The sequence below is a fragment of the Chitinivorax sp. PXF-14 genome, assembly GCF_040812015.1.
GTDB lineage: Bacteria > Pseudomonadota > Gammaproteobacteria > Burkholderiales > SCOH01 > JBFNXJ01.
This window is the reverse complement of the sequence record NZ_JBFNXJ010000008.1, coordinates 159,095-182,993: the sequence shown is the minus strand read 5'-3', so window position 1 is coordinate 182,993 and position 23,899 is coordinate 159,095. Positions and strand designations below refer to the sequence as shown.

The window sequence follows — 23,899 nt, the reverse complement described above, 5'->3', positions numbered from 1 at the left end:
TGACCTCCTGACTGAAGGTACATGCTGCAAATGCGTCTTCCTGTCATCAAGCTAGACCAGTTTGCCGCGCTTCACCATGTCCGCGCGCTGCGGCCATGCTGCCCGCTGGTATACTGTGCGCCTTTCCGATCGATTGAGTAGCGCCGTGCCCCTGATTACCGCCGACAATGCCTGCCTGGCCTTTGGTCATGTCCCGCTGCTTGACCAGGCTGAGTTCCAGCTCGATGCCGGGGAGCGTGTCGGCCTGATCGGCCGCAATGGCACGGGCAAGTCCTCCCTGCTCAAAGCGCTGGCCGGCCTGGCCAGGCTCGACGATGGCATCGTGCGCGTGCATGGCAAGGTGGCCTATGTGCCGCAGGAGCCGGAGTTCGCGCCGGGCCAGAGCGTGTTCGACGCCGTGGCGGCGGGTCTGGCCGAGCTTGCCGGCCTGCTGGGCGACTACCACCATGTGACGGTCGAACTGGCCAACCCCAACGCCGATACCGATGCGGTGCTCGCGCGCATGCAGCATCTGCAGAACGAGCTGGAGGCGCGCGACGGCTGGCGCTTCAACAGCCTGGTGGAATCGACCCTGACCCAGCTCGGCCTGCCGGCCGATACCCCAGTTGCCTCGCTTTCCGGTGGCTGGAAGAAACGTGTGGCGCTGGCCCGCGCGCTGGTGGTCGAGCCCGATGTGCTGCTGCTCGACGAGCCGACCAACCATCTTGATGTCGAAGCCATCGAATGGCTCGAAACGGTGCTCCGGGGCTTTACCGGCGGCGTGCTGGTGATCACCCACGACCGGCGCTTTCTCGACAATGTCGCGACGCGCATCGTCGAGCTCGACCGTGGCCTGCTGCGCAGCTTTCCCGGCAATTTCGCGATCTATCAGCAACGCAAAGCCGACATGCTCGAGGTCGAGGCAATCCACAACCGCAAGTTCGACAAGTTCTGGGCGCAGGAAGAAGTGTGGATCCGCAAGGGCGTCGAGGCGCGCCGCACGCGTAACGAAGGCCGCGTGCGGCGGCTGGAGCAGCTACGGCGTGAGCGCACGGCGCGGCGCGAACGCATGGGGCAGGTCAAGTTCACGGTCGATGCCGGCGAGCGCTCGGGCAAGCTGGTGGCCGAGCTCGAGCACGTGAACAAGGCCTACGATGGCCGCGTACTGATCCGCGACTTCACCACGCGCATCCTGCGTGGCGACCGCATCGGCCTGCTCGGCCCCAACGGCATCGGCAAGACCACGCTGCTCAAGCTCATCCTGGGGCAGCTGCAGCCGGATTCCGGCAGCGTGCGCCAGGGCACGAACCTGCAGGTGGCTTACTTCGACCAGTTCCGCGAACAGCTCGACGAAGAAAAGCCGATCATCGACATCATCAGCCAGGGCAGCGATTTCATCGACATCGGCGGCGAGCGCAAGCACGTGATCAGCTATCTCGGCGATTTCCTGTTCCCGCCCGAGCGCGCCCGTTCGCCGGTCAAGTCGCTGTCGGGCGGTGAACGCAACCGCCTGCTGCTGGCGCGCCTGTTTACCAAGCCCGCCAACGTGCTGGTGCTCGATGAGCCGACCAACGACCTCGACATCGACACGCTGGAACTGCTCGAAACACTGCTGGCCGACTACCAGGGCACGGTCTTCCTGGTCAGCCACGATCGTGCCTTCCTCGACAATGTCGTGACGCAGGTGATCGCCTTCGAGGGCAATGGCCTGTTGCGCGAGTATCCCGGCGGGTATGAAGGCTACCAGGCGGCGCGTGTGCGCATGGCCGAGCTTGCGCCAGCAGCCGCGAAAGCCGTGCCGGAAGCACAAGCCAAGCCCGCGGTGAGCGCACCGCAGGCCAAGAACCGCCAGGTCAAGCTGTCCTTCAACGAGACCCGCGAGCTCGCTGCGCTGCCCGATGAAATCTCGGCGCTGGAACAGGAGCAGGCCGAACTGAACGAGCAACTGCTGTCGCCGGACGCCTACAAGGGTGACCCGACCCAGCTCAAGGCCTGGCAGGCGCGCATCGAGGAAATCGAGATGCTGCTGCTCGACAAGCTGGGCCGCTGGGAACTGCTTGAAGCCAAGCAGCGTGGCGAGGCAGGCTAACGCGGTTTGCGCCGCCATTGCCGACGTGAAAAAGGCGATCCCGCGGGATCGCCTTGGTTTTTCCCGCTAGCGCCGTCTATCCTGGCCTGCGTACAGCACGAACACCGTCGGATGCTTGTGCAGATCCGGTCGCGCCTTGGGCCATTCACCCACCCGCCGCGACACGATGATCTCGTTCGCCGTCGTCAGCTCCGACGCCGCACACAGCAGGGTCGCGGGTTTCAGCGTGTCGAGCAGGGTGCCCAGCATCTGGTTGTTGCGATAGGGGGTCTCGATGAAGGCCACGGCTTCGTCGAACTCGCTTGAGCGGCGTTCCAGTTCGCGCAGCTTGCGCACCCGGTCGGCCGCATCGACCGGCAGGTAGCCGTGAAAGCTGAAACGCTGCCCATTCGCGCCGGATGCCATCAGCGCCAGCAGGATCGAGGAGGGGCCGACCAGCGGCATGACACGGACCCCGCGTTCGTGAGCGAGCCTGACGAGCAGCGCACCCGGGTCGGCGATGGCCGGGCAGCCGGCTTCCGACAGCAGGCCGACATCGTGGCCGGCGAGCAGGGGCGCGAGCAGCGCGTCGATCTCACCGGGCTTGGTGTGCTCGTTGAGTTCGGCGATGGCCAGCTCCTGGATCGCGACCGTGACGCCAAGCTGCTTCAGGTAGGCGCGTGCGGTCTTGGCCTGTTCGACCACGAAATGGCGCAAGCCGGCTGCCTGCTGGCGTACGGCCTCGGGCAGGATGTGGGCCAGTTCGCCCTCGCCAAGCGGGGCGGGAATCAGATAGAGCGTACCGTGTGCCATGATCAGAAGAGGGGGAAACCTTCGTTGTTCAACATCGAAATCAGGCGGATCAGCGGTAGGCCGATCAGCGCATTGGGGTCGTCGCCGCGCATCGATTCGATCAGCACGATGCCGAGCCCCTCGGATTTGGCGCTGCCGGCACAGTTGTAGGGCTGCTCCTTGCGCAGATAGGCCTCGATGAAATCATCGTCGACATGGCGGAAGCGTACCTCGGTAATCTCGTCCGTCAGTTGCACCTTGCCGGTGCGGCTGTTGAACAGGGCAATCGCGGTGTGGAATGCCACCGTGCGCCCGCGCATGAAGCGCAACTGCTCGACCGCGCGTTCGTGCGTGCCGGGCTTGCCGATCTGCCGGCCATCGAGCGTCGCGACCTGGTCGGAGCCGATGATCAGCGCATCCGGAAAGCGCGCGGCCAGCGAGCGAGCCTTCGCTTCCGCCAGGCGAAGCGCCGTCTCGTGCGGCAGCTCGCCGGGTAGCGGGGTTTCATCGGTATCGGGTGAGGCGACTTCGAAAGGGATGTCCAGTCGGGAGAGCAGCTCCTTGCGATAAGGCGAGGTGGAGCCAAGTACGAGAGTGGGGCGGGTCATCGTCGGGGAGAAATCCTGCTGAAGTCGGTCGACCGGCACGGGCGTGTGGGTGACGCGGTTTGAAGTTTCAGTAAATGGTTGCGGTTTGTCGTCTAAGTCTGCGTGGCGCAATGCCTTTTGACAACCAAGGCGAACGATTATATCATGCACCGTTTATGTCCGAATCCATCTTGATCGATAGCCTGGAATTCGCCAGGGAAAAGCGCTCGCTGAGTGGTGAAGTGCCGGTCAGCGAACTGGCCCGCACCCACGAGTCCCTACTGAACGATTCCGGTACCATCCGGTATTCCCTGCTCGGCGGTCAAGACATTCGCGAGCGTGCGACGTTGACGCTGTATGTCAGTGGCAGCGTCGTACTGCTTTGTCAGCGCTGCCTGCAGCCGCTGAAGGAAACGATAGACAGCCAGTCGGTGCTGACGCAGTTCGCCGACGAACAAGCTATCGAAATCGCCAGCGAAGAGGATCCGGAGCTTGAAGGTATTGTGGCGGACAAGCGATTGGACGTATTGGCATTGATCGAGGATGAAATCCTGCTCAGCCTGCCGGTATCGCCCAAGCATGAATCCTGCGGTCCGGCGCTTGCCGATGAAAAACCGGCAGGCAAGCCGAACCCGTTTGCAGTTTTGAAGCAATTGAAGCAGTCGAACTGAGCTTCGACATTTATCATTAGGAGTCAGCAACATGGCAGTTCAACAGAACAAAAAATCCCCGTCCAAGCGTGGCATGCACCGCGCCCACGATTTCCTGACCGCTCCTGGCCTGGCTGTTGAGCCGGTTACTGGCGAGGTTCACCTGCGTCACCACGTTAGCCCGAACGGCTTCTACCGTGGCAAGAAGGTTGTTCCGTCCAAGGGCGAATAATCCCGGGCTCTGCCCCGCAGCACTGTCTTCGAGATCCACAACAAAGCCGCGCTCGTGGCTAATAACTAGATGGATATCACAGTCGCTATCGATGCGATGGGCGGTGATCATGGACCCCATGTCACCGTCCCCGCTGCGCTCAAATACCTGAGCGAAAATCCCGAAGTCAATCTTATCCTGGTCGGCCTGCGCGATGCGCTGGAGGCTGAGCTTCGCGCCCATCGCGCGAAGGAAGGCCCACGCCTGCGGATACACGCCGCAAGCGAAGTGGTGGCCATGGATGAGTCGCCTGCACTCGCCTTGAAGAACAAGAAAGATTCTTCGATGCGTGTCGCGGCCAATCTCGTCAAGAGCGGCGAAGCCCATGCCTGCGTCAGCGCCGGCAATACGGGTGCGCTCATGGCGATCTCCCGTTTCGTCCTCAAGACGCTTCCAGGTATCGAACGCCCGGCCATCGCCAAGCTGATGCCGACGATGAAGGGCACCACCTGCATGCTCGATCTCGGTGCGAACGTCGAATGCAGCCCGGAACAGTTGCTGCAGTTCGCCATCATGGGCTCGATGCTCGTCTCGGCCGTGCTGCACAAGCCGAATCCGACCGTCGGGTTGCTCAATATCGGTTCCGAAGACATCAAGGGCAACGATGTCGTGAAGCAGGCCGGTGAGCTGCTTAAGAAAAGTGGTCTGAATTACTACGGAAACGTCGAGGGCAACGATATCTATCAGGGTACAACCGATGTCGTCGTCTGCGATGGATTTACGGGTAATGTCTCATTGAAAACTTCCGAAGGGCTGGCCAAAATGGTAGCCGCCTTTCTGCGAGCGGAGTTCAAGCGCAATCTGCTGACACGCATCGCAGCGGTGGTTGCCTATCCGGTACTCAACGCATTCAAGAACAGGGTTGACTCGCGCCGCTATAACGGTGCCAGCCTGCTCGGCTTGCGTGGCGTCGTGGTCAAGAGCCACGGCGGGGCGGATGCGTTTGCATTCCGCTATGCACTGGATCAGGCGGTCGAGGAAGTCAAAAACAGGGTGCTGCAGCGAATTGCGGAGCGCGTCGCTGAACAGCTGCCCTTATCCACCAGTGAGACAGCAGATAGCCATGTATGCCCGCCTGATCGGAACCGGCAGTTATCTTCCCGAAAAGATCCTGACCAATGATGATCTGTCCAAGATCGTCGACACCAGTGACCAGTGGATAACCGACCGGACCGGAATCAAGGAGCGTCATGTCGTAGCGGAAGGTGAGATGACCAGCGACCAGGCTCTGGTCGCTGGCCGCCGTGCCATCGAGGCCGCCGGCATCGATGTCGGCGAGATCGACCTGATCATCGTCGCCACCACGACGCCCGACATGATCTTCCCCAGTACCGCCTGCATCCTGCAGAACAAGCTCGGCATCCCCGGATGCCCGGCCTTCGACGTGCAGGCCGTGTGCAGCGGTTTCATCTATGCCCTAGCCACTGCCAACAGCTTCATTCGTAGCGGCAGTGCCAAGTGCGCGCTGGTGGTGGGTGCAGAGACTTTCTCACGCATCCTCGACTGGAACGACCGCGGCACGTGCGTGCTGTTTGGCGACGGTGCTGGCGCCGTGGTCATGCGCGCGAGCGAAACGCCGGGCGTGCTGGCGACGGAGCTGCATGCCGATGGCCGTTATTCCGACATCCTCGCGGTGCCGGGCAGCCTCTCGCATGGCGGCATCAAGGGCAACCCCTATCTGGAAATGGATGGGCCCGCCGTGTTCAAGTTCGCCGTCAAGGCGCTGGGCGACGCGGCCGAATCGATACTGGCTGCCAATGGCATCGACAAGCACGAAGTGGACTGGATGATTCCTCATCAGGCCAATCTGCGCATCATCGAATCGACCGCCAAGCGCATGGGCTTATCCATGGACAAGGTGGTGGTCACGTTGCCACGGCACGGCAATACCTCCGCCGCATCGATTCCGCTGGCACTCGACGAAGCGGTACGCGATGGTCGTATTCAGCCCGGACAGCTATTGCTGCTCGAAGGCATCGGTGGCGGCTTTGCCTGGGGCTCGGCACTGATCCGCTGGTGAGTTTCCGCGAGCGGAATGGATAGCCTGGCGGGCATTGGCGCTGACCAGGCAGGCTGCAGACCGCGTCGGTACTGGCCCGTTCCACGCTGCACCTGGCTCCTGGCCTGAGATAATCTCCTGTCAATTGACTGCAGGCGTACCGCCGTTAACGGGGTCGACCTGCGCTTTAGACCTGTATCGCCTGGGCGTTGCTTCCCTCGGCCCGGCTGGCTCGGGCATCGCTGGGCCTGATTGAGCTGCCTCTGCGGCATTCCTGGCGCCGCCGCGATTTTTCCTCGCGGCACTACCCACAAAAATCTTCCACGCGACGGCTTCACGCTGGATGTCGCTGTCAACGCGCCTCCTGTCCAACCCAGCCGTCGTTTCGCCCTCGGCTGATTTCGATCCACCGCCAGCCAGGCTGACCACAATACGTTTTCCGAATATGAAATCTATTTGTTAGTCCGGCTCCGCTAGATTGCCGCGCTACCGTTCATGGCGACCCCAGAGCGCAAACCCGGAGAACACGAGTATGAAGTCTTATTCGTCCGAGTTCCTCGTCATCTCGCGAGGGCAGTAGGATGGGGACAAGTCGGCGGAGCAGATTCAGTCCGCCATCGAGGCGTTTTATGTCTGGCATGACCAGCTTGTCGAGGCTGGGCGGATGAGGCCTGGCCAGCGTCTGGCGAAACCCGCCAGGATCGTGTCACGGGATGGCGTGATGGATGGCCCGTTCAGCGAGGCCAAGGATGTGATCGGCGGCTACTGGCATTTTCTTGCCGACAGCCTAGACGAGGCAGCGCAACTTGCCGCGCAGAACCCCTGCCTGGCCTGTGGCCTGAGCTGCGAAATACGCCCCATCGAGCCGAGGAAGTGCAACGCCTACGAAACGGGCAGCGAAAAGCCGGGCGGCGATAATGAATGAATCCGCGATGGACGGGAACCCCGGGCGGTCGTCCGAGCTGAGGAAAGCCATTTCCCTGAGCATCCAAAGCCGGTAGACGGTTGGCCCAATCGGGCACACCGGCAGGCTCTAGTTGTCGTGACCGATGGAAGCGCCGCACGTTTGAATTTTTCTCCCAGTAATGACAGGAAAGACATGAAATTTGAAGACCAGCTGGCACCGGATGCCTGCTCAGGGATGGAAGACATCCGTCGCGAGATCGACAGGATCGACCGTGCCGTCATCTCGATGATCGGGCGGCGCTTCCAGTACGTGCTCGCCGCCTCGAAGTTCAAGACATCTGAAACCGCCGTCCGCGCGCCCGAGCGCTTCAAGGCCATGCTTGCGCAGCGCCGGGAGTGGGCACAGGCAGAAGGCCTGGCCCCAGCCGCGATCGAGAAAATGTACAGTGATCTGGTCAAGCACTTCATCGACGAGGAGATGAAACGCTGGCAACACGAACAAGCAAAGGCGTGAGTGGGTACTGCATACGTCCATGCTGCGGCAGTTTGCCGCCATGCTCGCCGCGTGGACGGCTGCCGTGGGGCTTGGGTGCTGCCTAAGGCATGAGGTGGCGTAGCAGGCCGGCAGAGGCCACGCCAACGAGGACAGTCGGCAACAGCGATGCGCGTGTCGCTGCCAATAGCGTAATGCACAGTGCCAGCAGATTGGCCGGCTGTGTCGAGACAAACGCCGGCGCGATCACTGAAATCAGCACACAGCCCGGCACATTGCTCATCACGGCGCGCATGCGTGGTCTCAGCGTGCGATTGCGCAACGCGATATAGCCCAGCACCCTCGTCAGATAGGTCGTCGCGGCCATCGATACGATGGCAAGGGCGGTCAGTGTATCGGTCACGATGCGTCATCCTTCGATGATGGCGGCTGCCAGCCCGGCAACGGCACCCGCCGCCACATACCATGCACCTGGCAGGGCCAGATAGGTCAGCGCGGCGACCACCAGGCTGACGAACCACGGTCGTGCCGCCCGTGCGCCGCGCCACATGCCCTTGAGCAGGACCAGGAAAACCGCGGTAAATGCCATGTCGAAGCCATAGGTCTCGACGTTGCCGATCGTGGGGCCAAGCGCGGCACCCAAGGTCGTGAACGTGACCCAGGCGAGGTACAGTCCGGCCGATACGCCCAGGTAGTAGGGCAGGCTCAGGCAGGGTGCCGCATGGCGGGTGCCGTGGCGCCGTGCATCTGCCAGCGCCATCGCCCAGCTTTCGTCGCACATGAAGAACAGGGCGGGCAGTACCTTGCGCCTGGGTAGCTGCTGAAGGTACGGCGCCAACGCGGCCCCCATCAGTATGTGGCGGCAGTTGACCAGCAGCGTGATGGCGACGATCAGCCAGATTTGGGGGGGCGTCGTCCATATCCTGATCACGGCGAACTCGGATCCGCCGCCAAAATTGAGCCCCGTCATCAGCGGCACCGCCATCACGCCCAGGCCTTTTTGCGCCGCTTGTGCGCCCAGCACCAGCGCAAACGGAATGAAACCGAGCATGACCGGGGCAGCATTCCGCAGGCCGCGCCAGAGTTCGGATCGGGTTGTCGATTCCAGCGGGGTTGGCATCGTTGCTTGCAGACTATTCATCGCACCTCCTTGATGCATTGAATTTTCTGCCAAATCGGGTGAAATTGGGTTGCGTAGTTGCTATTAATTAAAGAGAGTTTGGCATCTGATCTGCTAAATTTTCAAAAAATTAGCATGGGGTATCAATGAAGCTGGATGCTATCGATCGCCGTATCCTGAGGGCCTTGCAACGCGACGGGCGATTGCAGAACGTCGAGCTTGCCCAGCAAGTCGGCCTGTCGCCGTCGCCATGCCTGCGGCGCGTGCGGCTGCTCGAAGAGGCGGGCGTGATCGAGCGCTATGTGGCGCTGCTCAACGCACCGAAGATCGGGATGGGCCTGACCGTGTTTGCGCGGGTCTGGCTCACGGGCCAGGACGCCGAGACCGTGGATCGCTTCACCGATGAGATCAGGCTGTTGCCACAAGTCGTCGAGTGCCATTTGATGGCGGGTGATTGCGATTTTCTGCTGCGCATCGTGGCGGCTGATCTGGACGACTACAGGCAGTTCCAGATTCAGCACCTGACCCGTATCAAGGGTGTCCAGAACGTCAAGACCGAGATCCCGATGCAGAAAATCAAGCTGACCTCGGAACTGCCGCTCTAGCCGTTCTGCTCGTCGGCTGCCTGGGCCGGCAGCATCAGTTCATTCCATTCCAGGCTGTGTGGCGCCGGCTGCTCGATGGTGATGCTCAAGGCATGGCCGGTGTCGATCACATATTCCTCGAACCGCCAGTCGCGTAGCGGCACGCCCAGGTGACGCGGAGCCGTCGCCGCATCGAGGTCACCGAAGTCGATCGCATCGAGCGGCGTTCGCAGGCCCGTGCCCAGCGCTTTCAGAAACGCCTCCTTCAAGGTCCAGAGCCGGTAAAAGGCTTGCTGCCGCGTCTCGTCACTGTTGATCTGGGCCAGGTAGCGTTGTTCGGCCGGCGAAAAATGGCGTCTTGCAATGTCGGTGATCTGCTTGTCCGGCCGGATGTGCTCGATATCGATGCCGCATGGCGTGTTCTTGGTGACGATGCAGGCGGCCAAGCCCCCGCTATGGCTCAGGTTGAATTGAACCCCGGCATAGTCGCGCAGCAGGGGGCGCCCATTTTGATCGCGCACAAAGCGCAGATCCTGCATCTGGCAGCCGACTGCCGCAGCCAGGGCGAAGCGCAACATGGCGTGCGCGGCGACATGGCGATTCTGATCCCGTTCGAAATAGAAACCTCGCGCCTGCGCTTGCTCTCCCGGCTCGAGAGCCGCCCACAGCACAGGGGGTGGCGACCCTGTGCATTGGGCAATCCAGAGCTGCGTGTTGCCAGTGCCAGCCGATTCAGGCGTGCAACCGGCTGAGGGCCAGGTATGACGCTTGATGGGATGCGGATGATCCGGGTGCGCAACGGGAGCAATCAACATATTCGATTACGAAATTTGAGTAAAAATTCTAATTGTATGATTATTTTATGCAATTTAGATGACATTTGCTATTTCGTATGAATATAATGACATTAATTCGAATTAAATCGAACATAAAAATACGGTATTTGGAGATATATGGGTTCGTACTTGAATATTGTCGATCTGGCGCTGGATCGAGCCGAAATACAAGGTCAGGATACGGCCTACATCTTTCTCGCGGATGGCGAGACCGAGTCGCGCCAGCTCAGCTTTACTGAACTGGCCACCGAGGCGCGCGCCGTGGCCGTCGCCATCGCTGGGCAGGTACAGCCTGGGGCGCGGGTGCTGCTGGTATATGAGCCCGGCCTCGATTTCCTGATTGCTTTTCTTGCCTGCCAGTTTGCCGGCACGATTGCCGTGCCGGTCTACCCGCCGCGCAAGCCTGAGGACTGGCCGCGCTTCGTCGCCATCGCCCGCGACTGCGCCGCGGCAGCGGTGTGCACCCAGCAGGCCCATGCGCCTTTGCTGCAGATGGGCCTCGCGTCGACGCCGGAACTGGGCCCGATCGCCGTCGTCGCCAGTGATGTTGTCGATGCCGGGCTCGCCGGGGCTTGGCAGATGCCCGATATCGGCCCGGATAGTCTGGCCTTCCTGCAATACACCTCCGGCTCCACCGGGGTGCCCAAGGGCGTGATGGTATCGCACGCCAATCTGTTGAATAACGAATCGGTCATCCGCCAGGGCTTCGGCAACAGCGCCGACAGCGTGGTGGTGAGCTGGCTGCCGCAATACCATGACATGGGCCTGATTGGCGGCATCCTCCAGCCCCTGTATCTGGGCGGCCGTTGCGTGCTGATGTCGCCGTTTGCGTTTCTGCAGCAGCCGCTGCGCTGGCTCAAGGCGATCAGCAAATATCGTGGCACGACCAGTGGCGCGCCGAATTTCGCCTATGAGCTGTGCGTGCGCCGCATCGCCGATGCGGAGCTGGCGCAGCTCGACCTGTCGAGCTGGCAACTCGCCTTCAACGGCGCCGAGCCGGTGCGGCTGGCTACGCTGGAGCGCTTTGCCGACAAATTTTCCGCCTGTGGTTTCCGCCGCGAGGCCTTCTTTCCCTGCTACGGCCTGGCCGAGGCGACGCTGTACGTTACCGGCGCGAGCCATACCGATTATCCCTCGGTGCTGCACGTCGATGCCGCCGAGCTCGAACGGCACACGCTGCTGCCGGTAAGGCCGGATGCGCCGGGCAGCCGCGCGCTGGTCGGCGCTGGTACGGCGATCGGGCACAGCGTGCGCATCGTCGATCCGAACACGTTGCAAGCCTGTGCTGACGGCCGCGTCGGCGAAATCTGGGTGCAGGGCCCCAGCGTTGCCCGTGGCTACTGGAACCGGCCGGACACCACGCGCGAGACATTCGATGCACGCATCGCCGATACCGGTGATGGCCCCTTCATGCGTACCGGCGATCTCGGCGTGTTGCACATGGGCGAGCTGTTCGTCACCGGGCGTCTGAAAGAGCTGATCATCGTCGATGGCCGCAATCATTACCCGCAGGACATCGAAGAAACCGTGCAGACCGGCCGTGCGGCATTGCGGCGCGGTTGCGGCGCCGCCTTCTCGGTCGAGGTCGACGGCGCGGAAAAGCTGGTGTTGGTGCAGGAGGTGATCGACGCCCACCTCGACGCGGATTTCGACGGCCTCGCCGCGGACATCCGTGCCAGCGTCACCGCGAGACACAGCCTCGGCATGCACGCCATTGCCTTCATCCGCCAGGGCAAGCTACAGAAAACATCGAGCGGCAAGATCCGCCGCCGCGCGATGCGCGACCGTTATCTCGATGGCAGGCTCGATGCGCTGTTCATGAGTGTGGGCGCGGCGGCTAGTGCGGCGGCCAGGGCCGCGCCGGAGCTAGCGCCGGAGACGCGCGTGACGATCTCGGCCACCGTGACCGAGCGGCTCGTTGCCGGCTTGATCGCGGTGCAGATCGGGCTCGCGCCGGGCGAGATCGACATCAACCTGCCGTTTTCCGCCTACGGGCTCGACTCACGGGCGCTGGTGGGGCTCTCCGGCGAGCTGGAGAGCCAGCTCGGGCGCCGCCTGGCGCCACAGTTGTTCTACAACTACGCGACGATCGCCGAGCTGGCGCGTTTTCTCGCCGGCGAACCCGGTCAGGGCGAGCCGCGCGGTAACCCCACCGTCAGTGCCGAGCCCATCGCCATCGTCGGCATGGCCTGCCGTCTGCCCGGTGCGCCGGACCTCGACGCCTTCTGGGCGCTGCTGCAGAGCGGCCGGGATGCGATCAGCGAAGTTCCGGCCGAGCGTTGGGACATCGAGCAATGGTATGACGCCGATCCCTCCACGCCCGGCAAGATGGCGACCCGCTGGGGTGGCTTTATCGAGCAGGCCGATGGCTTCGATGCCGATTTCTTCAACATCTCGCCACGCGAGGCGGCGGCGATGGACCCGCAACAGCGCTTGCTGCTGCAACTGGCCTGGCACGCGCTGGAAGACGCCGGCATTCACCCCGATGCCATCCGCGGCAGCCGCACCGGCAGCTTCGTCGGCATCAGCAGCAGCGACTATGCGCGGCTGCAGGCGGGCGCCAGCGGCCTGCTGTCGGCCCATGCCGGCACCGGCAATGCCTTGTCGATCGCGGCCAACCGGCTGGCCTATTTCCTCGATCTGCGCGGGCCCAGCCTGGCGGTCGATACTGCCTGCTCGTCGTCGCTGGTGGCGGTCCACACCGCGGCGCTGCATCTCAAGTCCGGCGAATGCGATATGGCGCTGGCAGGTGGCATCAACCTGCTGTTGTCGCCGGACGTGACCGTCAGCTTCTCTCAGAACCGCATGATGGCCGCCGACGGCCGCTGCAAGAGCTTCAGCGATCAGGCCGACGGCTATGTGCGCGGGGAGGGCGGTGGCGTCGTGGTGCTGAAGCGGCTATCCGACGCGCGGGCGGCCGGCGACCGTATCTGGGCGGTGATCCCGGCCTCGGCCTGCAACCAGGATGGCCGCAGCAACGGTCTGACCGCGCCCAATGGCCTCGCGCAACAGGGCGTGCTGCGCGACGCCTTGCAGCAGGCCGGCTGGCAGCCGCCCGAGGTGCAGTTCGTGGAGACCCACGGCACCGGCACCCGCCTCGGCGACCCGATCGAAGCCGAGGCGCTGGGCATCGCCTATGGCGAGGGGCGTGATGCGCGGCAGCCGCTGCTGCTGGGCGCGCTCAAATCGCAGATCGGCCATCTCGAAGCCGCTGCCGGCATTGCCGGCCTGATCAAGGCCGCGCTGTGCCTGTCGCATCGAACCATCCCCGCCAACCTGCATTGTGACGCGCCGAACCCGCTGATCCGGCTCGACGAGTGGCGGCTGGCCTTGCCCTTGGCGAGCCAGCCATGGCCTGCCGCCGAGCAGCCGCGGGCGGGCGTCAGCGCCTTCGGCTTCGGTGGCACCAACGCGCACGTGCTGCTCGAAGCGGCGCCCGAGGCCGCTGTGCCGCTTGGCCCGGCAGCGGTGCCGCCGATGCATGTACTGGCGCTGTCGGCACGCAACGCGGCCTCGCTTGCGAGGCTCTGCGAGGCCTACGCGGCCGAGCTGGCCAAGCCGGGCTGCGACGTCGCCAGCCTGTGCCGCTCGGCCAACACCCGGCGCAAGCACTTCCGCGATGCGCGGCGTGCCGTCGCCGGCCGTTCCGCCGCCGAGCTCGCTGCCGCCTTGAGTCAGGCTACACCGGGCCAGAAAGAAGACCTGGCGCGGCCTGTACAGGCCAAGCGGGGCGTGGCTTTCCTGTTCACCGGACAGGGGGCGCAATATGTCGACATGGGGCGCCGCTTGTTCGAGTGCCACCCCGAGTTCCGCGCCGCACTGCTCGACTGCGAGCGCCTGCTCGGCGAGCGGCGTTCACCCGGCCTGCTGGCGCTGCTCTATCCGCCAGCCGGGCAGGCTGCACAGATGGATGCGCTGCTGGCCCAAACCGAATATACCCAGCCTGCGCTGTTCTGCCTCGAATATGCCCTGGCGCGGCTGTGGCTGTCGTGGGGCCTGCGCCCTGAGGTGGTGATGGGGCATAGCGTCGGTGAGTTTGCCGCAGCGGCGATTGCCGGCGTGTTCAGCCTGCAGGACGGCCTCAAGCTGATCGAGGCGCGCGGCCGGCTGATGCAGGCGCTGCCGGAGGCGGGCGGCATGCTGGCGGTGTTCGCCCATGAGCACGATCTGGCGGAAATCCTGCCGCAATTCAGCCAGCGCCTGTCGCTGGGCGCCTTGAACGGGCCGGGCCAGCTGGTGTTGTCCGGCGCGCTGCCGGAGCTGGAAAAAGTCCGGCTGTTGTTGAAACAGCGCGGTATCGAATCGAAACCGCTCAAGGTGTCGCACGCCTTCCACTCGCCGCTGATGCAGCCGATGCAGGATGCGTTCAGGCAGGTGGCCGAATCGGTCGTCTATCACGAGCCGCAGCTGCCGGTGCTGTCCAACCTCACCGGCCAGCTGGAGACCACGCGCCTGGCCTCGGCCGACTATTGGGTCGCGCATGTGCTGGCACCGGTGCGTTTCGCCCAGGGTATCGAACAGCTCAAGCGGCTCGATATCGGCGTATTGCTGGAGATCGGCCCGCGCCCGGTGCTGACGGGCATGGCCCGGCGCATGCTGGCGAGCCAGGATTACCTGTTTGCGTCATCCCTCGATGCCGGCAAGGACGACTGGCAAACGCTGGGCGCCAGCCTGGCAGCCCTGTACGAGCACGGGGTGGACATCGACTGGGCCGCCGTTGCGGCGCCGTTTGCCGGTGGCCTGGTGCGCGCGCCGCTGTATCCCTTCGATGCCAAACGGCACTGGTTCGTGGCAGACGTGGGTGTCTCGGCCGCCACCGTAGCCCATCCCGGTGGCCACCCCTTGCTCGGCCGCGCACTGGCCTCGCCGCGCCTGAAGCCGGGCGAACGCCACTTCGCCAGCGAGATTCGGCTGCCGGGGCCTGCCTTCTTCCGCCTGCCGGCCGAGCCGGGCGAGCGCCGGGTGTCGCTTCTGGCCTATGCCGAGATGGCGCTGGCGGCGCAGCACGAGCTGTATCCCGAAAACCCGCGCTGCGTGCGCGATCTGCGGCTCGAAGGCTTGCTGCAGGTCGAGCGCGACGGGGTGCGTGCACTGCAGACCCTGTGCGAGCCGGCCGGCGAGCAGGGCTACCGGATGGAAGTCTGGGCGCAGGAGGGCGAGCAGCAGTGGCGCCGTGTCGCCACCGCCATGCTGTGCGCGGCCGAGGGCTTCAGCGTTGGCGTCGAGACGCTAGCGTCACTGCGCGCACGCATCGGGCAAGCGCTCGATGTGCCGGCCTGGTACGACAGCATGCGCGACAGCGGGCTCAACTATTGCGTCAGCCCGAATCCGGCCATCCGCCGCCTGTGGTGGGCACCCTCCGAGGTGCTGGCCGAAGTGCTGCCGCAGGAGCAGGACAACACCCACAGCAACGGTATCTGGCTCAAGCACTCGATCTGGCATGCATGCAACCAGGTGCTCGGCGCGCTGTGCCCGCGCGACGGGCATGGCACCTATTTCCCGGTCGAGGCCTCGGCAGTGCGTTTCCTCACCGACCCGGGCCGCACATTGCTGCTCCATGCGCGCCTGCTGGAGCACGATATCGAATCGTCGAGCTGCACCGTCGACATTGCCGCCTATGCCGAGGATGGCACGCTGGTGGCCCTGGTCGAGAATGCGCGGCTGGTGCCGGACGAAACCCAGCGCGGGCCGCGTACCGAGTGGCGTAATGCCGCGCCCGATGCCCGCCCGGGCCTGCTGGCCGAGATGCTGCGCCGGCTCGCCGCGCGGGCATTCCGGCGCACGCCGGACGAGATTCCGCTGACCGAGCCGCTGACCCAGCTTGGCCTCGACTCGCTGACCACCATCGACATCGTCACCCGCGTCGAGCAGCTGTTCGAGGTTGGCGTCAATCTGGCGCTGTTGCAGCAGGGTGGCAGCCTGCTGGACATGGCCCTGATGCTCGACGAGCGCCTGGCGGAGGCCGAGGGCTGGCTCCACCGCCCGCGGGCCGACGATTCGCTGCTGATCGAGCTGAACCGTGGCGACACGGGCCTGCCGCCGCTGTTCCTGATGCACCCGGTCGGCGGCTCGGTGTTCTGCTACCAGGAACTCGCGCGCCATCTCGGGACACAGCCTGTGATCGCGGTGCAGGCGCCGGCGCTAGCGGGGTCGATGCTGGCATTCGGCAGCCTGGAGGCGCTGGCCGGCCATTACGTTGGGCACATCCGCCGACACCAGCCGCATGGCCCTTACCGGCTCGGAGGCTGGTCGATGGGCGGCGTGATCGCGTTCGAGATGGCCCGGCAGCTCGAAGCGGCGGGTGGCGCAGCCGATTGCCTGTTGCTGATCGATGCGCTGGCGCCGGGCGATGCCGGCATGTCGCCAAGCCAGGGCTGCATGCTGCGCCTGCTGGCGCTGGACCTGGGAATCGATCTGGGGAGCCTCGGCGAGGCCGATCTCGATGGCGAGCCGGATGCCGCGCTGAGCCTGATCCTCGACCTCGCCAAGGCGCAGGGCCACGCACTGCGCGCGCTGACGCTCGGTGATTTCCGGCGCCTGCTCGGCGTGTTCGAAAAGAACGTCGCACTGCTCGCGACCTACGCCGGCCAGCCTTACAACGGTACGGCAACCGTGTTGCGCGCCGAGCAGCCGCTGTGCGTCGCGCGGCCGGATGCCTCGGGGCGGGAGTGGATGCGCCGGCTGGCCGGCATCGACGCGCTGCATACGGTGCCGGGCGACCATTTCAGCCTGCTCTCCGGCTCGCACGTGATGCTGACCGCATCCTACCTGCGCAAGGTATTGAAGCCGTTGAACGCCCGGGCCGCTGGCCTGCCTGCCGGCAAGCTTGCGCTGATCCCGGCGGGGACACGCAGCGCGGGCAATGTCGTCATCGCCTCGCCCAGCATGGGTGAGGATGGTGTTGCGCGTGCCGGGTTGGTGGTGGACGAAAGCCATCCCTATTTCTTTGACCATCCGCTCGACCACATCAGCGGCATCCTAATGATCGAAGGGCTGTTGCAGCTCGCCGAATCCGCCATGCCGGCGAGGGACGCCTTTCTCCGCCACTTGCGGCTGACTTTCCCGCGTTTCTGCGAAAAAAACGCCGGCGCAACGCTCGAATTTGTGCCTGCCGGTGACGGCGACAGCTGGTCGGGCCGCGTGCTGCAGAACGGGCGGCCGGTGTGTGAGCTCAGGCTGCATGCCGGGCGCCACCTGGCGCGGCCGCCATTGGCAGCGGCCGCTGACGCGCCCACACCGGCTGCCGCCCGCTGGCTGCACAAGCGGCGTCCGGAGAACGTGCTGATCGGCGCCTGGCAGGCGGCCGGCGATGCGCAGCAATGCGCCTTGATCGAGCCGCCGACGGGCCACCTGCTGGCCGACGGCGACGCACGGTACTACTCGCCGCTCTATGTGCTCGAGACGGTACGGCAGTTCATCACCGGGCTGGCGCACACGGAATACGCCGTACCGCTGGATAGGCCGATGAACCTGATCGGCGTCGAGCTGTTCCTCGACGCGGCGGTGCCGCGCGGCGTGCCGCTGATGCTGCGGCACCGGCTAAGGCCGATGCCGCCGATCGGCGACAAGCTCTTCGCCCATTTCGAGGTGGAGCTGCTGACCCGCGACGAGGTGCTCGGCAACTGCCGGTTGACCGCCCAGCTGCTGGACCGGGAAAGCTATCGCCAGGTGCGCCACCGCGCGCCGCAGACAGCCTCCATCATTTGATTGATATACCCCAGGAACACAAACATGAATGACATCCGCAATCGGCTGCCGCTGATCTTCGCCATCGCCTTCGTCGCGGTGATCCTCTGGCTCACCTGGCACAAGCTTTCGGCCTGGCAGGGCGTGATGCAGATCGGCGGCATGGCCTTCGTCGGCAGCTACATCCTGTGGCTGTTTCTCGAATCGCGCGTGGCGCTGACCGAGTCCGCCAAGGGCGAGACGCGTGCCGACCGGGGAACCTGCGAGGCCTACGCGCTGGGGCGGGCGCTGACGGTAGTGTGCGCGCTCGCCTTTCCGGCCTGGTGGAGCGAGCCGGGGCCGTGGATGCTGGCGGGCTTCGGCGTCTTCATCAGCGGCGTGGCCTTCCGCCTGATCGCCATCCGCACCCTGGGCAAGTTCTATTCGCACCGGGTGCGCGTGATGGGCGACCACCAGGTCGTCAGCAGCGGCCCTTACCAGCTGGTGCGCCACCCGGCCTACACCGGCATGCTGACCGCGCACGTCGGCGTGGTGATCTTCTTCTTCAACGTCTATACGCTGGCCGCGCTCTTGCTGATCCTGCTGCCGTCGATGGTGATGCGCATCCGCGTCGAGGAGACGGCCCTGTTCGAGCTGCCGGGCTATCCGGAATATGCCGTGGCGCATCGCCGCCTGCTGCCGCTGGTCTGGTAAGCGATGACTGAGCGGCTTCATATCCTCCTGCTCGGGGCCAGTGGCTTCGTCGGCCGGGCGCTGCTGCGCGAATTCGCGTCGATGCCGGCGGGCTCGGTGCGCGTGAGGGCCTTGCTGCGGGCACCCGATGCGCTGCCGGACTATCCCTTTCTCGACAAGGTACGCGGCGATCTGGCCCGCCCGCCGCTGGGCCTGGAGCCCGAGCAGCCCTATGTGCTGGTGCATTTTGCCGTGAAGCAGATCGACCACGACGGGACCGGCTTCATCGCCACCAATGTCGATGCGACCCGCCGCCTGCTGCGCGGGCTCGGCCCAAGGCTGCGCGGCGTTATCTACGGCAGCTCGATGTCGGTATACGGGCAGGACGAGCAGGATGGCATCAGCGAGATCGCGGCGCCCAATCCCGGCACGGCCCTGGCCCATAGCCGCCACCTGGCGGAAAGGCTGGTCGGCAACGTGGCCCGCCAGCGCGAGATCCCGGCCTATCTGCTGCGCCCGCGTTTCGTGCTGGGCGAGGGCGACCGCTTCGTGCTGCCATCGCTGGCCAGGATGGTGCAGAAGCGGGTGCGCATCGGCTCGGGTAGGCAACGCTTTTCGGTCATCGACGTCGACGACTACGCCTGCGCTATCTCGCGACTCGCGCAACGGATCATCGCCGGTGCGCCCGGTGCCGTGCCGAAACAGGAGGTGCTGAATGTCGGCTATGGGCAACCGGTGGCCTGCGCCGACCTGCTCGACGAACTGGCGGCCGCGCTCGACGCCCCCAAGGCGATCTGGCGCCTGCCCGTATCGCGGCGCCTGACGCTCACCTTGCGCAGGCTGCCGTTTAGCGGCAGTACCGCGCTCGCCACCCGGCTCGAACTGGTCGGCCTGCCGCATTGGGGCGAGGTCGATGCACTGGGCGAGCTGGTCGGCCGCGATCTGACCAGCCGCGACCCGCTGGCCGCGGTGCGCAGCGCCGCCAGGGCGCTGCGGCAAGGCCGCGCCACGCCTGAAACCAAACACACGACTTAGTCACGACACATGAAAACCATCGTCAGTTGCAGGGAAGACTTCGCCGATCGCGATGTCGGCGGCAAATTCGCCAAGCAGAAGGTCATGCTCGATGCCGGCTTGCCGGTCCCGGCGTTCTTCTGCCTGACCGTTGCCTTTTACAACGAGGTGTTCGCGGCGATCCGCCCGGCGGTCGAGGCGCGCCTGAAGGCCATCGATTTTGCCGACATGGCCGCCATCCAGCAGGCGTCGCGCGATATCCGGGCGATCTTCGACGGCATCCGGCTGTCGGCGATCCAGCTCGGCGCCGTGCTGGCTGCCTTCGATGCGCAATTCACCGGCGACACGCTGGCCTCGGTGCGCGCCTCCACCGTCGGCCACCGGCTGGAAGAGAGCGAGGACTCGATCGACAACCCCTTCGCCGGCATGAGCGAAACCTTTCTTTATGTACGGCGCGAGCAGATCGTCGACAAGCTGAAGCACTGCTGGGCCTCGGGCTTTTCGCAGGAGTCGCTGATCTACCGCCACGCCCAGGGCATGGATCTGCTCGGTTTTGGCGTCGCCGTCGGTGTGCAGCAGATGGTGTTTGGCGAGCGCTCCTTCGTGATGTTCACGAGCAACCCGAATACCGCCGCGCGCGACTTCGTCATCGTTGCCGGCCACGGCATCGGCGAGGGTGTGGTGCAGGAGAAGGTCGAAGTCGACCACTATTTCGTCAACGGCAAGACGGCCGAGATCACGCGCGATCTGCAGCACAAGGCCACCATGCTGACGCTCGACCAGAACGCCGGCCACGGCCTGACCGAGCAGCCGGTGCCCGAGGCGCTGCGGCAGCCCGCCTGCCTCGCGGACGAGGCCATCGAGCAGCTGACCGCTTACGGTCGCCGCATCGAAGCGCTGTTTGGCTGCCCGCAGGACATCGAGGGTACCTTCACCGCCGATGGCAGCCTGTATTTCCTGCAGTCGCGCCCGATCGCCTTCGACTACAGCCGGCAGCGGGTGTGGACCAATACCAACGTCACCGAATCCTACCCCGGCGTCTCGACCTCGCTGACCTACACCTTCGCGCGCTATTTCTACCGCGTGATCTTCTACGATCTCTACCGCATGCTCGGTGTGTCGCCGCGCACGCTGCACGACAACTTCGAGCCGCTGGACCGCATGATCGGCTACCTCAGCGGGCGGGTGTACTACTGCCTGTCGCACTTCTACCTGCTGCACAAGCAGAGCCCGCTGTTCCCGCTGTTCGGCGCTTCGTGGGAGGCGATGATCGGCCTGACCAGCTCCTATCAGACTCAGCACACGCCGACGCTGAAAGAGCGGCTCGACAGGCTGCGCGTCTGGGTCAGGGTGCCGCCGGCGGTGCTTGCCACGGTCTACCAGTACGCCACTCATGAGAGACGCATGGCGGACTATCACGGCTGGTGGGAAAACCTGGTCGCGCCGCTGCGCGGCAAGGATTTCGCGCAGGAAGACGCCATGGTGTTGCGCAACCGCTTCTTCGATATCTGGACCCAGGTCGGCAATTACTGGGGTGTGACGCTGACCACCGATGCCTACCTGATCCCGCTCTACGGCCTGATCGAGAGCCTGTTCAGAAAGTGGCGGCTCAGCGACGACAACCCAGGGTTGTTGTCGGACCTGCTATGCGGCGACGAGAAGCTGATGAGTGTGGAAATCCTGCTGTCGGCGGTCGGCCTGGCCGAGCATGTGCGCGCCAACACACCATTGCGGGCGCTGTTCGAGCAGCATGACGACAGGACGCTATGGCAGATGGCCCGGCGTGGCGAGCTCGACGCCGGCTTCACGCAGAAGCTCGACCACCACCTGCACCTGTTCGGCGACCGTGGCCTGCAGGAGCTCAAGCTGGAGCAGCCGGCGCTGCGCGATACGCCGTGGGTGCTGCTGCGCATGGTCAAGACCTATGCGCAGCAGCAGGTGATGGTGGCCAGCGTGCGCGCCCATGAGCTCAAAGTGCGTGGCGAGGCCGACGCGCAGCTCAAACGCAAGCTGGCCGGCAGCCCGTTCAAGCTCAGGCTGCTGAACACGCTGCTGCCACGGCTGCGCCGGCTCATCCGCCATCGCGAAAATTCACGCTATTGCCGCGCCGAGCTGTTTGGCGTGTCGCGCAAGATCTTCCTCGGCATCGCGGCCAGCCTGGTGCGCCAGGGCGTGCTCGGGCGTATCGACGACATCTACCACCTGACGCAGGACGAGGTGTTCGGCTATATCGACGGCACGGGCGTCACCGAGAACCTGCAAGCGCTGGCCGGCCTGCGCCGAGGCGAGTTCGCCGGCCACCAGGCACGCGAGCTGGCCGAGCAGATCACCACGCTGGGCGCCGTGCGCAACAATGCCTTCGACAAGCCCAGGGAAACCATCGTCGGCAGCGGGCAGCTGAAAGGGCTGGGATCGAGCGCCGGCAAGGTGCGCGGCACCGCGCGCGTGGTGCTCGACCCGAACACGGTCGAGGCCATCGGCCCGGACATGATCCTGATTGCACGCGAGACCGACCCGGGCTGGCTGTTCCTGATGCTTGCATCGAAGGGCATGGTGGTGGAGCGCGGCAGCATGCTGTCGCATACCGCCATCACTGGCCGCAAATTTGGCATTCCCACCATCGTGGCCTTGCCGGGTGCGACCACGCGCATCCCCGACGGCGCCCGCATCGAAATCGACGGCTCGACCGGCGTGGTGACCTTGCTCGACGCGCCGCAAGCCATGGCTGACGCGCCGTCGGCGCTGGAAGAGGTGGCCGCATGAGCGTGTCTGCCGCAACGTATTTGACGGCAGGCCGTCCGTCCGGCTTCTTTGGCAAGCTCAAGGCCTTCGCCGACAACATCTTCGCGCCCGGGCTGCATGCCGCATTCGCCGCATTCTGGTCGCTCTCGCTGCTGGGCAACCTGCATGGGGTGTCCGGCCTGCCGGGCTGGCACTGGCGACCTGTCTTGCTGGTGTTGGTGCTGTCGGTGTTCCTGTGCCTGTTCTTCCTGCGCATGGTGGATGAGGTCAAGGACCATGACTACGACGTGATCCACAATCCCGGGCGGCCGCTGGTGTCCGGCCTGGTCAGCCGCGGCGACATCGCGCGCTACCTGGTGCTGTTCTCCATCGTCGTCCTGGCGCTCAACGGCTGGCTCGCGTGGCCGCTGGCGCTGTGGCTGGCGCTGGATATGGCATATGGCCTGTTCCAGCTGGTGCTGGAGAAATGGTCGGCAACCGTGCGCGACAACCTGTTCGCCAATCTGGCCGCGGTCTACCCGGTCAATGTCGGGCTGTCGGTCTACACCCTGCTGTTCTTCCTCGACCAGAGCGGGGCGGCTTTCGAGGCGCGCCAGGCGTGGCTGGTGCTGGCCTATGCCCTGGCGTTCCTGCACTTCGAGATCGCCCGCAAGTCCGGTTGGCCGGCCTTGGCGCAGGCGGGGGAGCGGCTGTATTCACAGCTGATCGGCCTGCCTGCGTCATTGATGTTGAGCACCGGCCTCGGATTGGCATCGATCGGCATCTGCCTGTGGCTGTTCCAGCCGTGGGAGCAGGTGGGGGCGGCTGCATTCACCGGCTGGCTGCCGCTGCTGGCGCTGCTGCCGATGGGGCTGGGGCTGACGCTGTTCGCCCGTCATCGGCAGCAGCGCCACGCTGCGCGACCGCCCGCGGTGGCTTTCCTGTTCACCTTCTATCTGGCGCTGTTCATCCACGCGGTGGCTGCCAGTGTAGTGGAGTGGGGCGCATGAGCGAAGCGCTGATCCGCCCGGTGGTGTCCATCATCGTGCAGCGGATCGCCGACGATGGCCAGGCGCGCATCCTGCTGCAGCGGCGCACCAAGCCCGGCGAGGTGGAATGCTGGGAGCTGCCGCAAGGCAAGATACGCGTTGGCGAAACGCTGCATACCGCCGCCCGCCGCGAGCTGGCCGAGGAGACCGGCATGCAGTTGGGTTGCATCGTGACGCCGGGCATCGCGCCCGAGGCAGAATCGGTCGCCGGCAACCTGCTGCAGTGCTTCGACCCAGCTAGTTGCGTGCTGGACATCAGCGGCCAGTATCTCGCCGTCTGTATCGTGGCCGAGGCGAGCGGCGAGCCCGTCGCCACGGCGGAGGCATGCGGCCACCGCTGGCTCACCGCTGCCGAGTTACGACTGCTGCTGGCGGCCGAGCGCGTGTTCCCGCTCAACCTGCCGATGCTGAAAAATTTCCTGCGCCAACACTCGCCTCGGCCGCGCTGATGCGCTTCACCGTTTCAAACTGA

18 protein-coding genes and 1 pseudogene are annotated in these 23,899 nt (G+C 64.8%); 14 read left to right on the top strand and 5 right to left on the bottom strand.

The window, feature by feature from the left end:
• The first annotated feature begins 145 nt into the window (after positions 1-145).
• Positions 146-2,068, top strand: a complete 1,923-nt coding sequence (locus tag ABWL39_RS11895; RefSeq protein ID WP_367791019.1) for an ATP-binding cassette domain-containing protein — start codon at positions 146-148, stop codon at positions 2,066-2,068.
• Between the two features lie 66 nt (positions 2,069-2,134).
• Here ABWL39_RS11895 and ABWL39_RS11890 read toward each other — a convergent pair whose 3' ends face one another.
• The gene (locus ABWL39_RS11890; RefSeq protein WP_367791016.1) at positions 2,135-2,860 is read right to left on the bottom strand and encodes an SAM-dependent methyltransferase; all 726 of its coding nucleotides are present in this window, start codon (positions 2,858-2,860) and stop codon (positions 2,135-2,137) included.
• A gap of 2 nt (positions 2,861-2,862) precedes the next feature.
• Positions 2,863-3,447 carry a Maf-like protein gene (locus ABWL39_RS11885; protein ID WP_367791014.1) on the bottom strand — a complete coding sequence of 195 codons (585 nt, stop codon included), beginning with the start codon at positions 3,445-3,447 and terminating at the stop codon, positions 2,863-2,865.
• A 155-nt stretch (positions 3,448-3,602) separates the two neighbouring features.
• On the opposite strand from ABWL39_RS11885, the gene ABWL39_RS11880 reads away from it, so the two are divergent.
• From ABWL39_RS11880 to ABWL39_RS11855, 6 genes and pseudogenes are all read left to right on the top strand, one after another.
• Positions 3,603-4,097, top strand: a complete 495-nt coding sequence (locus ABWL39_RS11880) for a DUF177 domain-containing protein (RefSeq protein ID WP_367791011.1) — start codon at positions 3,603-3,605, stop codon at positions 4,095-4,097.
• Positions 4,098-4,128: 31 nt separating this feature from the next.
• A complete protein-coding gene (gene rpmF / locus ABWL39_RS11875) occupies positions 4,129-4,308 on the top strand; it encodes a 50S ribosomal protein L32 (RefSeq protein ID WP_367791007.1) in 180 nt (59 codons plus the stop codon).
• A 69-nt stretch (positions 4,309-4,377) separates the two neighbouring features.
• On the top strand, positions 4,378-5,469 hold the full coding sequence (plsX, locus tag ABWL39_RS11870; protein ID WP_367791003.1) for a phosphate acyltransferase PlsX: 1,092 nt from the start codon (positions 4,378-4,380) through the stop codon (positions 5,467-5,469).
• Positions 5,411-6,367, top strand: a complete 957-nt coding sequence (locus tag ABWL39_RS11865) for a beta-ketoacyl-ACP synthase III (protein WP_367791000.1) — start codon at positions 5,411-5,413, stop codon at positions 6,365-6,367. Before plsX ends, ABWL39_RS11865 begins: the two co-directional genes overlap by 59 nt.
• A gap of 577 nt (positions 6,368-6,944) precedes the next feature.
• A pseudogene (locus ABWL39_RS11860) lies at positions 6,945-7,271 on the top strand (YciI family protein); the annotation flags it as partial.
• 174 nt (positions 7,272-7,445) lie between these two features.
• On the top strand, positions 7,446-7,766 hold the full coding sequence (locus ABWL39_RS11855; protein ID WP_367790996.1) for an isochorismate lyase: 321 nt from the start codon (positions 7,446-7,448) through the stop codon (positions 7,764-7,766).
• 82 nt (positions 7,767-7,848) lie between these two features.
• Here the strand turns inward: ABWL39_RS11855 and ABWL39_RS11850 are convergent, their stop codons facing one another.
• Together ABWL39_RS11850 and ABWL39_RS11845 are read right to left on the bottom strand one after the other, a co-directional pair.
• Positions 7,849-8,148, bottom strand: coding sequence for an AzlD family protein (locus tag ABWL39_RS11850; RefSeq protein WP_367790993.1), 300 nt, complete (start codon positions 8,146-8,148; stop codon positions 7,849-7,851).
• 6 nt (positions 8,149-8,154) lie between these two features.
• On the bottom strand, positions 8,155-8,886 hold the full coding sequence (locus tag ABWL39_RS11845) for an AzlC family ABC transporter permease (protein WP_367790990.1): 732 nt from the start codon (positions 8,884-8,886) through the stop codon (positions 8,155-8,157).
• Positions 8,887-9,011: 125 nt separating this feature from the next.
• On the opposite strand from ABWL39_RS11845, the gene ABWL39_RS11840 reads away from it, so the two are divergent.
• A complete protein-coding gene (locus tag ABWL39_RS11840) occupies positions 9,012-9,470 on the top strand; it encodes an Lrp/AsnC family transcriptional regulator (protein WP_367790987.1) in 459 nt (152 codons plus the stop codon).
• On the opposite strand, the gene ABWL39_RS11835 is transcribed toward ABWL39_RS11840, so the two are convergent.
• Positions 9,467-10,027 carry a 4'-phosphopantetheinyl transferase superfamily protein gene (locus ABWL39_RS11835; protein ID WP_367790984.1) on the bottom strand — a complete coding sequence of 187 codons (561 nt, stop codon included), beginning with the start codon at positions 10,025-10,027 and terminating at the stop codon, positions 9,467-9,469. The two genes, ABWL39_RS11840 and ABWL39_RS11835, sit on opposite strands and share 4 nt — an antisense overlap.
• Positions 10,028-10,402: 375 nt before the next feature.
• Here ABWL39_RS11835 and ABWL39_RS11830 point away from each other — a divergent pair, with 375 nt between their 5' ends.
• Genes ABWL39_RS11830 through ABWL39_RS11805 form a run of 6 tightly spaced genes read left to right on the top strand, consistent with a single transcriptional unit; the run spans position 10,403 to position 23,876 of the window.
• Complete coding sequence (locus tag ABWL39_RS11830) at positions 10,403-17,992, top strand: beta-ketoacyl synthase N-terminal-like domain-containing protein (protein WP_367790981.1); 7,590 nt, start codon at positions 10,403-10,405, stop codon at positions 17,990-17,992.
• Between the two features lie 24 nt (positions 17,993-18,016).
• Positions 18,017-18,664, top strand: a complete 648-nt coding sequence (locus ABWL39_RS11825; RefSeq protein ID WP_367790978.1) for an isoprenylcysteine carboxylmethyltransferase family protein — start codon at positions 18,017-18,019, stop codon at positions 18,662-18,664.
• 3 nt (positions 18,665-18,667) lie between these two features.
• Positions 18,668-19,678 (top strand): NAD-dependent epimerase/dehydratase family protein, encoded by a 1,011-nt coding sequence (locus ABWL39_RS11820; RefSeq protein ID WP_367790975.1) that lies wholly within the window; start codon positions 18,668-18,670, stop codon positions 19,676-19,678.
• A gap of 9 nt (positions 19,679-19,687) precedes the next feature.
• Positions 19,688-22,420 (top strand): PEP/pyruvate-binding domain-containing protein, encoded by a 2,733-nt coding sequence (locus ABWL39_RS11815; RefSeq protein WP_367790972.1) that lies wholly within the window; start codon positions 19,688-19,690, stop codon positions 22,418-22,420.
• On the top strand, positions 22,417-23,388 hold the full coding sequence (locus ABWL39_RS11810; protein ID WP_367790969.1) for a hypothetical protein: 972 nt from the start codon (positions 22,417-22,419) through the stop codon (positions 23,386-23,388). The genes ABWL39_RS11815 and ABWL39_RS11810 overlap by 4 nt, the downstream gene beginning before the upstream one ends.
• Complete coding sequence (locus ABWL39_RS11805; protein ID WP_367790966.1) at positions 23,385-23,876, top strand: NUDIX hydrolase; 492 nt, start codon at positions 23,385-23,387, stop codon at positions 23,874-23,876. The genes ABWL39_RS11810 and ABWL39_RS11805 overlap by 4 nt, the downstream gene beginning before the upstream one ends.
• Positions 23,877-23,899: the final 23 nt, after the last annotated feature.

What these genes read in the sequence shown, in the direction of transcription:
- ABWL39_RS11805 (WP_367790966.1), top strand. Translation starts at nt 23,385, where the DNA reads ATGAGCGAAGCGCTGATCCGCCCGGTGGTGTCCATCATCGTGCAGCGG.
- plsX (WP_367791003.1), top strand. Translation starts at nt 4,378, where the DNA reads ATGGATATCACAGTCGCTATCGATGCGATGGGCGGTGATCATGGACCC.
- ABWL39_RS11810 (WP_367790969.1), top strand. Translation starts at nt 22,417, where the DNA reads ATGAGCGTGTCTGCCGCAACGTATTTGACGGCAGGCCGTCCGTCCGGC.
- ABWL39_RS11885 (WP_367791014.1), bottom strand. Translation starts at nt 3,447, where the DNA reads ATGACCCGCCCCACTCTCGTACTTGGCTCCACCTCGCCTTATCGCAAG.
- ABWL39_RS11820 (WP_367790975.1), top strand. Translation starts at nt 18,668, where the DNA reads ATGACTGAGCGGCTTCATATCCTCCTGCTCGGGGCCAGTGGCTTCGTC.
- ABWL39_RS11880 (WP_367791011.1), top strand. Translation starts at nt 3,603, where the DNA reads ATGTCCGAATCCATCTTGATCGATAGCCTGGAATTCGCCAGGGAAAAG.
- ABWL39_RS11890 (WP_367791016.1), bottom strand. Translation starts at nt 2,860, where the DNA reads ATGGCACACGGTACGCTCTATCTGATTCCCGCCCCGCTTGGCGAGGGC.
- rpmF (WP_367791007.1), top strand. Translation starts at nt 4,129, where the DNA reads ATGGCAGTTCAACAGAACAAAAAATCCCCGTCCAAGCGTGGCATGCAC.
- ABWL39_RS11845 (WP_367790990.1), bottom strand. Translation starts at nt 8,886, where the DNA reads ATGAATAGTCTGCAAGCAACGATGCCAACCCCGCTGGAATCGACAACC.
- ABWL39_RS11865 (WP_367791000.1), top strand. Translation starts at nt 5,411, where the DNA reads ATGTATGCCCGCCTGATCGGAACCGGCAGTTATCTTCCCGAAAAGATC.
- ABWL39_RS11840 (WP_367790987.1), top strand. Translation starts at nt 9,012, where the DNA reads ATGAAGCTGGATGCTATCGATCGCCGTATCCTGAGGGCCTTGCAACGC.
- ABWL39_RS11835 (WP_367790984.1), bottom strand. Translation starts at nt 10,027, where the DNA reads ATGTTGCGCTTCGCCCTGGCTGCGGCAGTCGGCTGCCAGATGCAGGAT.
- ABWL39_RS11830 (WP_367790981.1), top strand. Translation starts at nt 10,403, where the DNA reads ATGGGTTCGTACTTGAATATTGTCGATCTGGCGCTGGATCGAGCCGAA.
- ABWL39_RS11825 (WP_367790978.1), top strand. Translation starts at nt 18,017, where the DNA reads ATGAATGACATCCGCAATCGGCTGCCGCTGATCTTCGCCATCGCCTTC.
- ABWL39_RS11855 (WP_367790996.1), top strand. Translation starts at nt 7,446, where the DNA reads ATGAAATTTGAAGACCAGCTGGCACCGGATGCCTGCTCAGGGATGGAA.
- ABWL39_RS11815 (WP_367790972.1), top strand. Translation starts at nt 19,688, where the DNA reads ATGAAAACCATCGTCAGTTGCAGGGAAGACTTCGCCGATCGCGATGTC.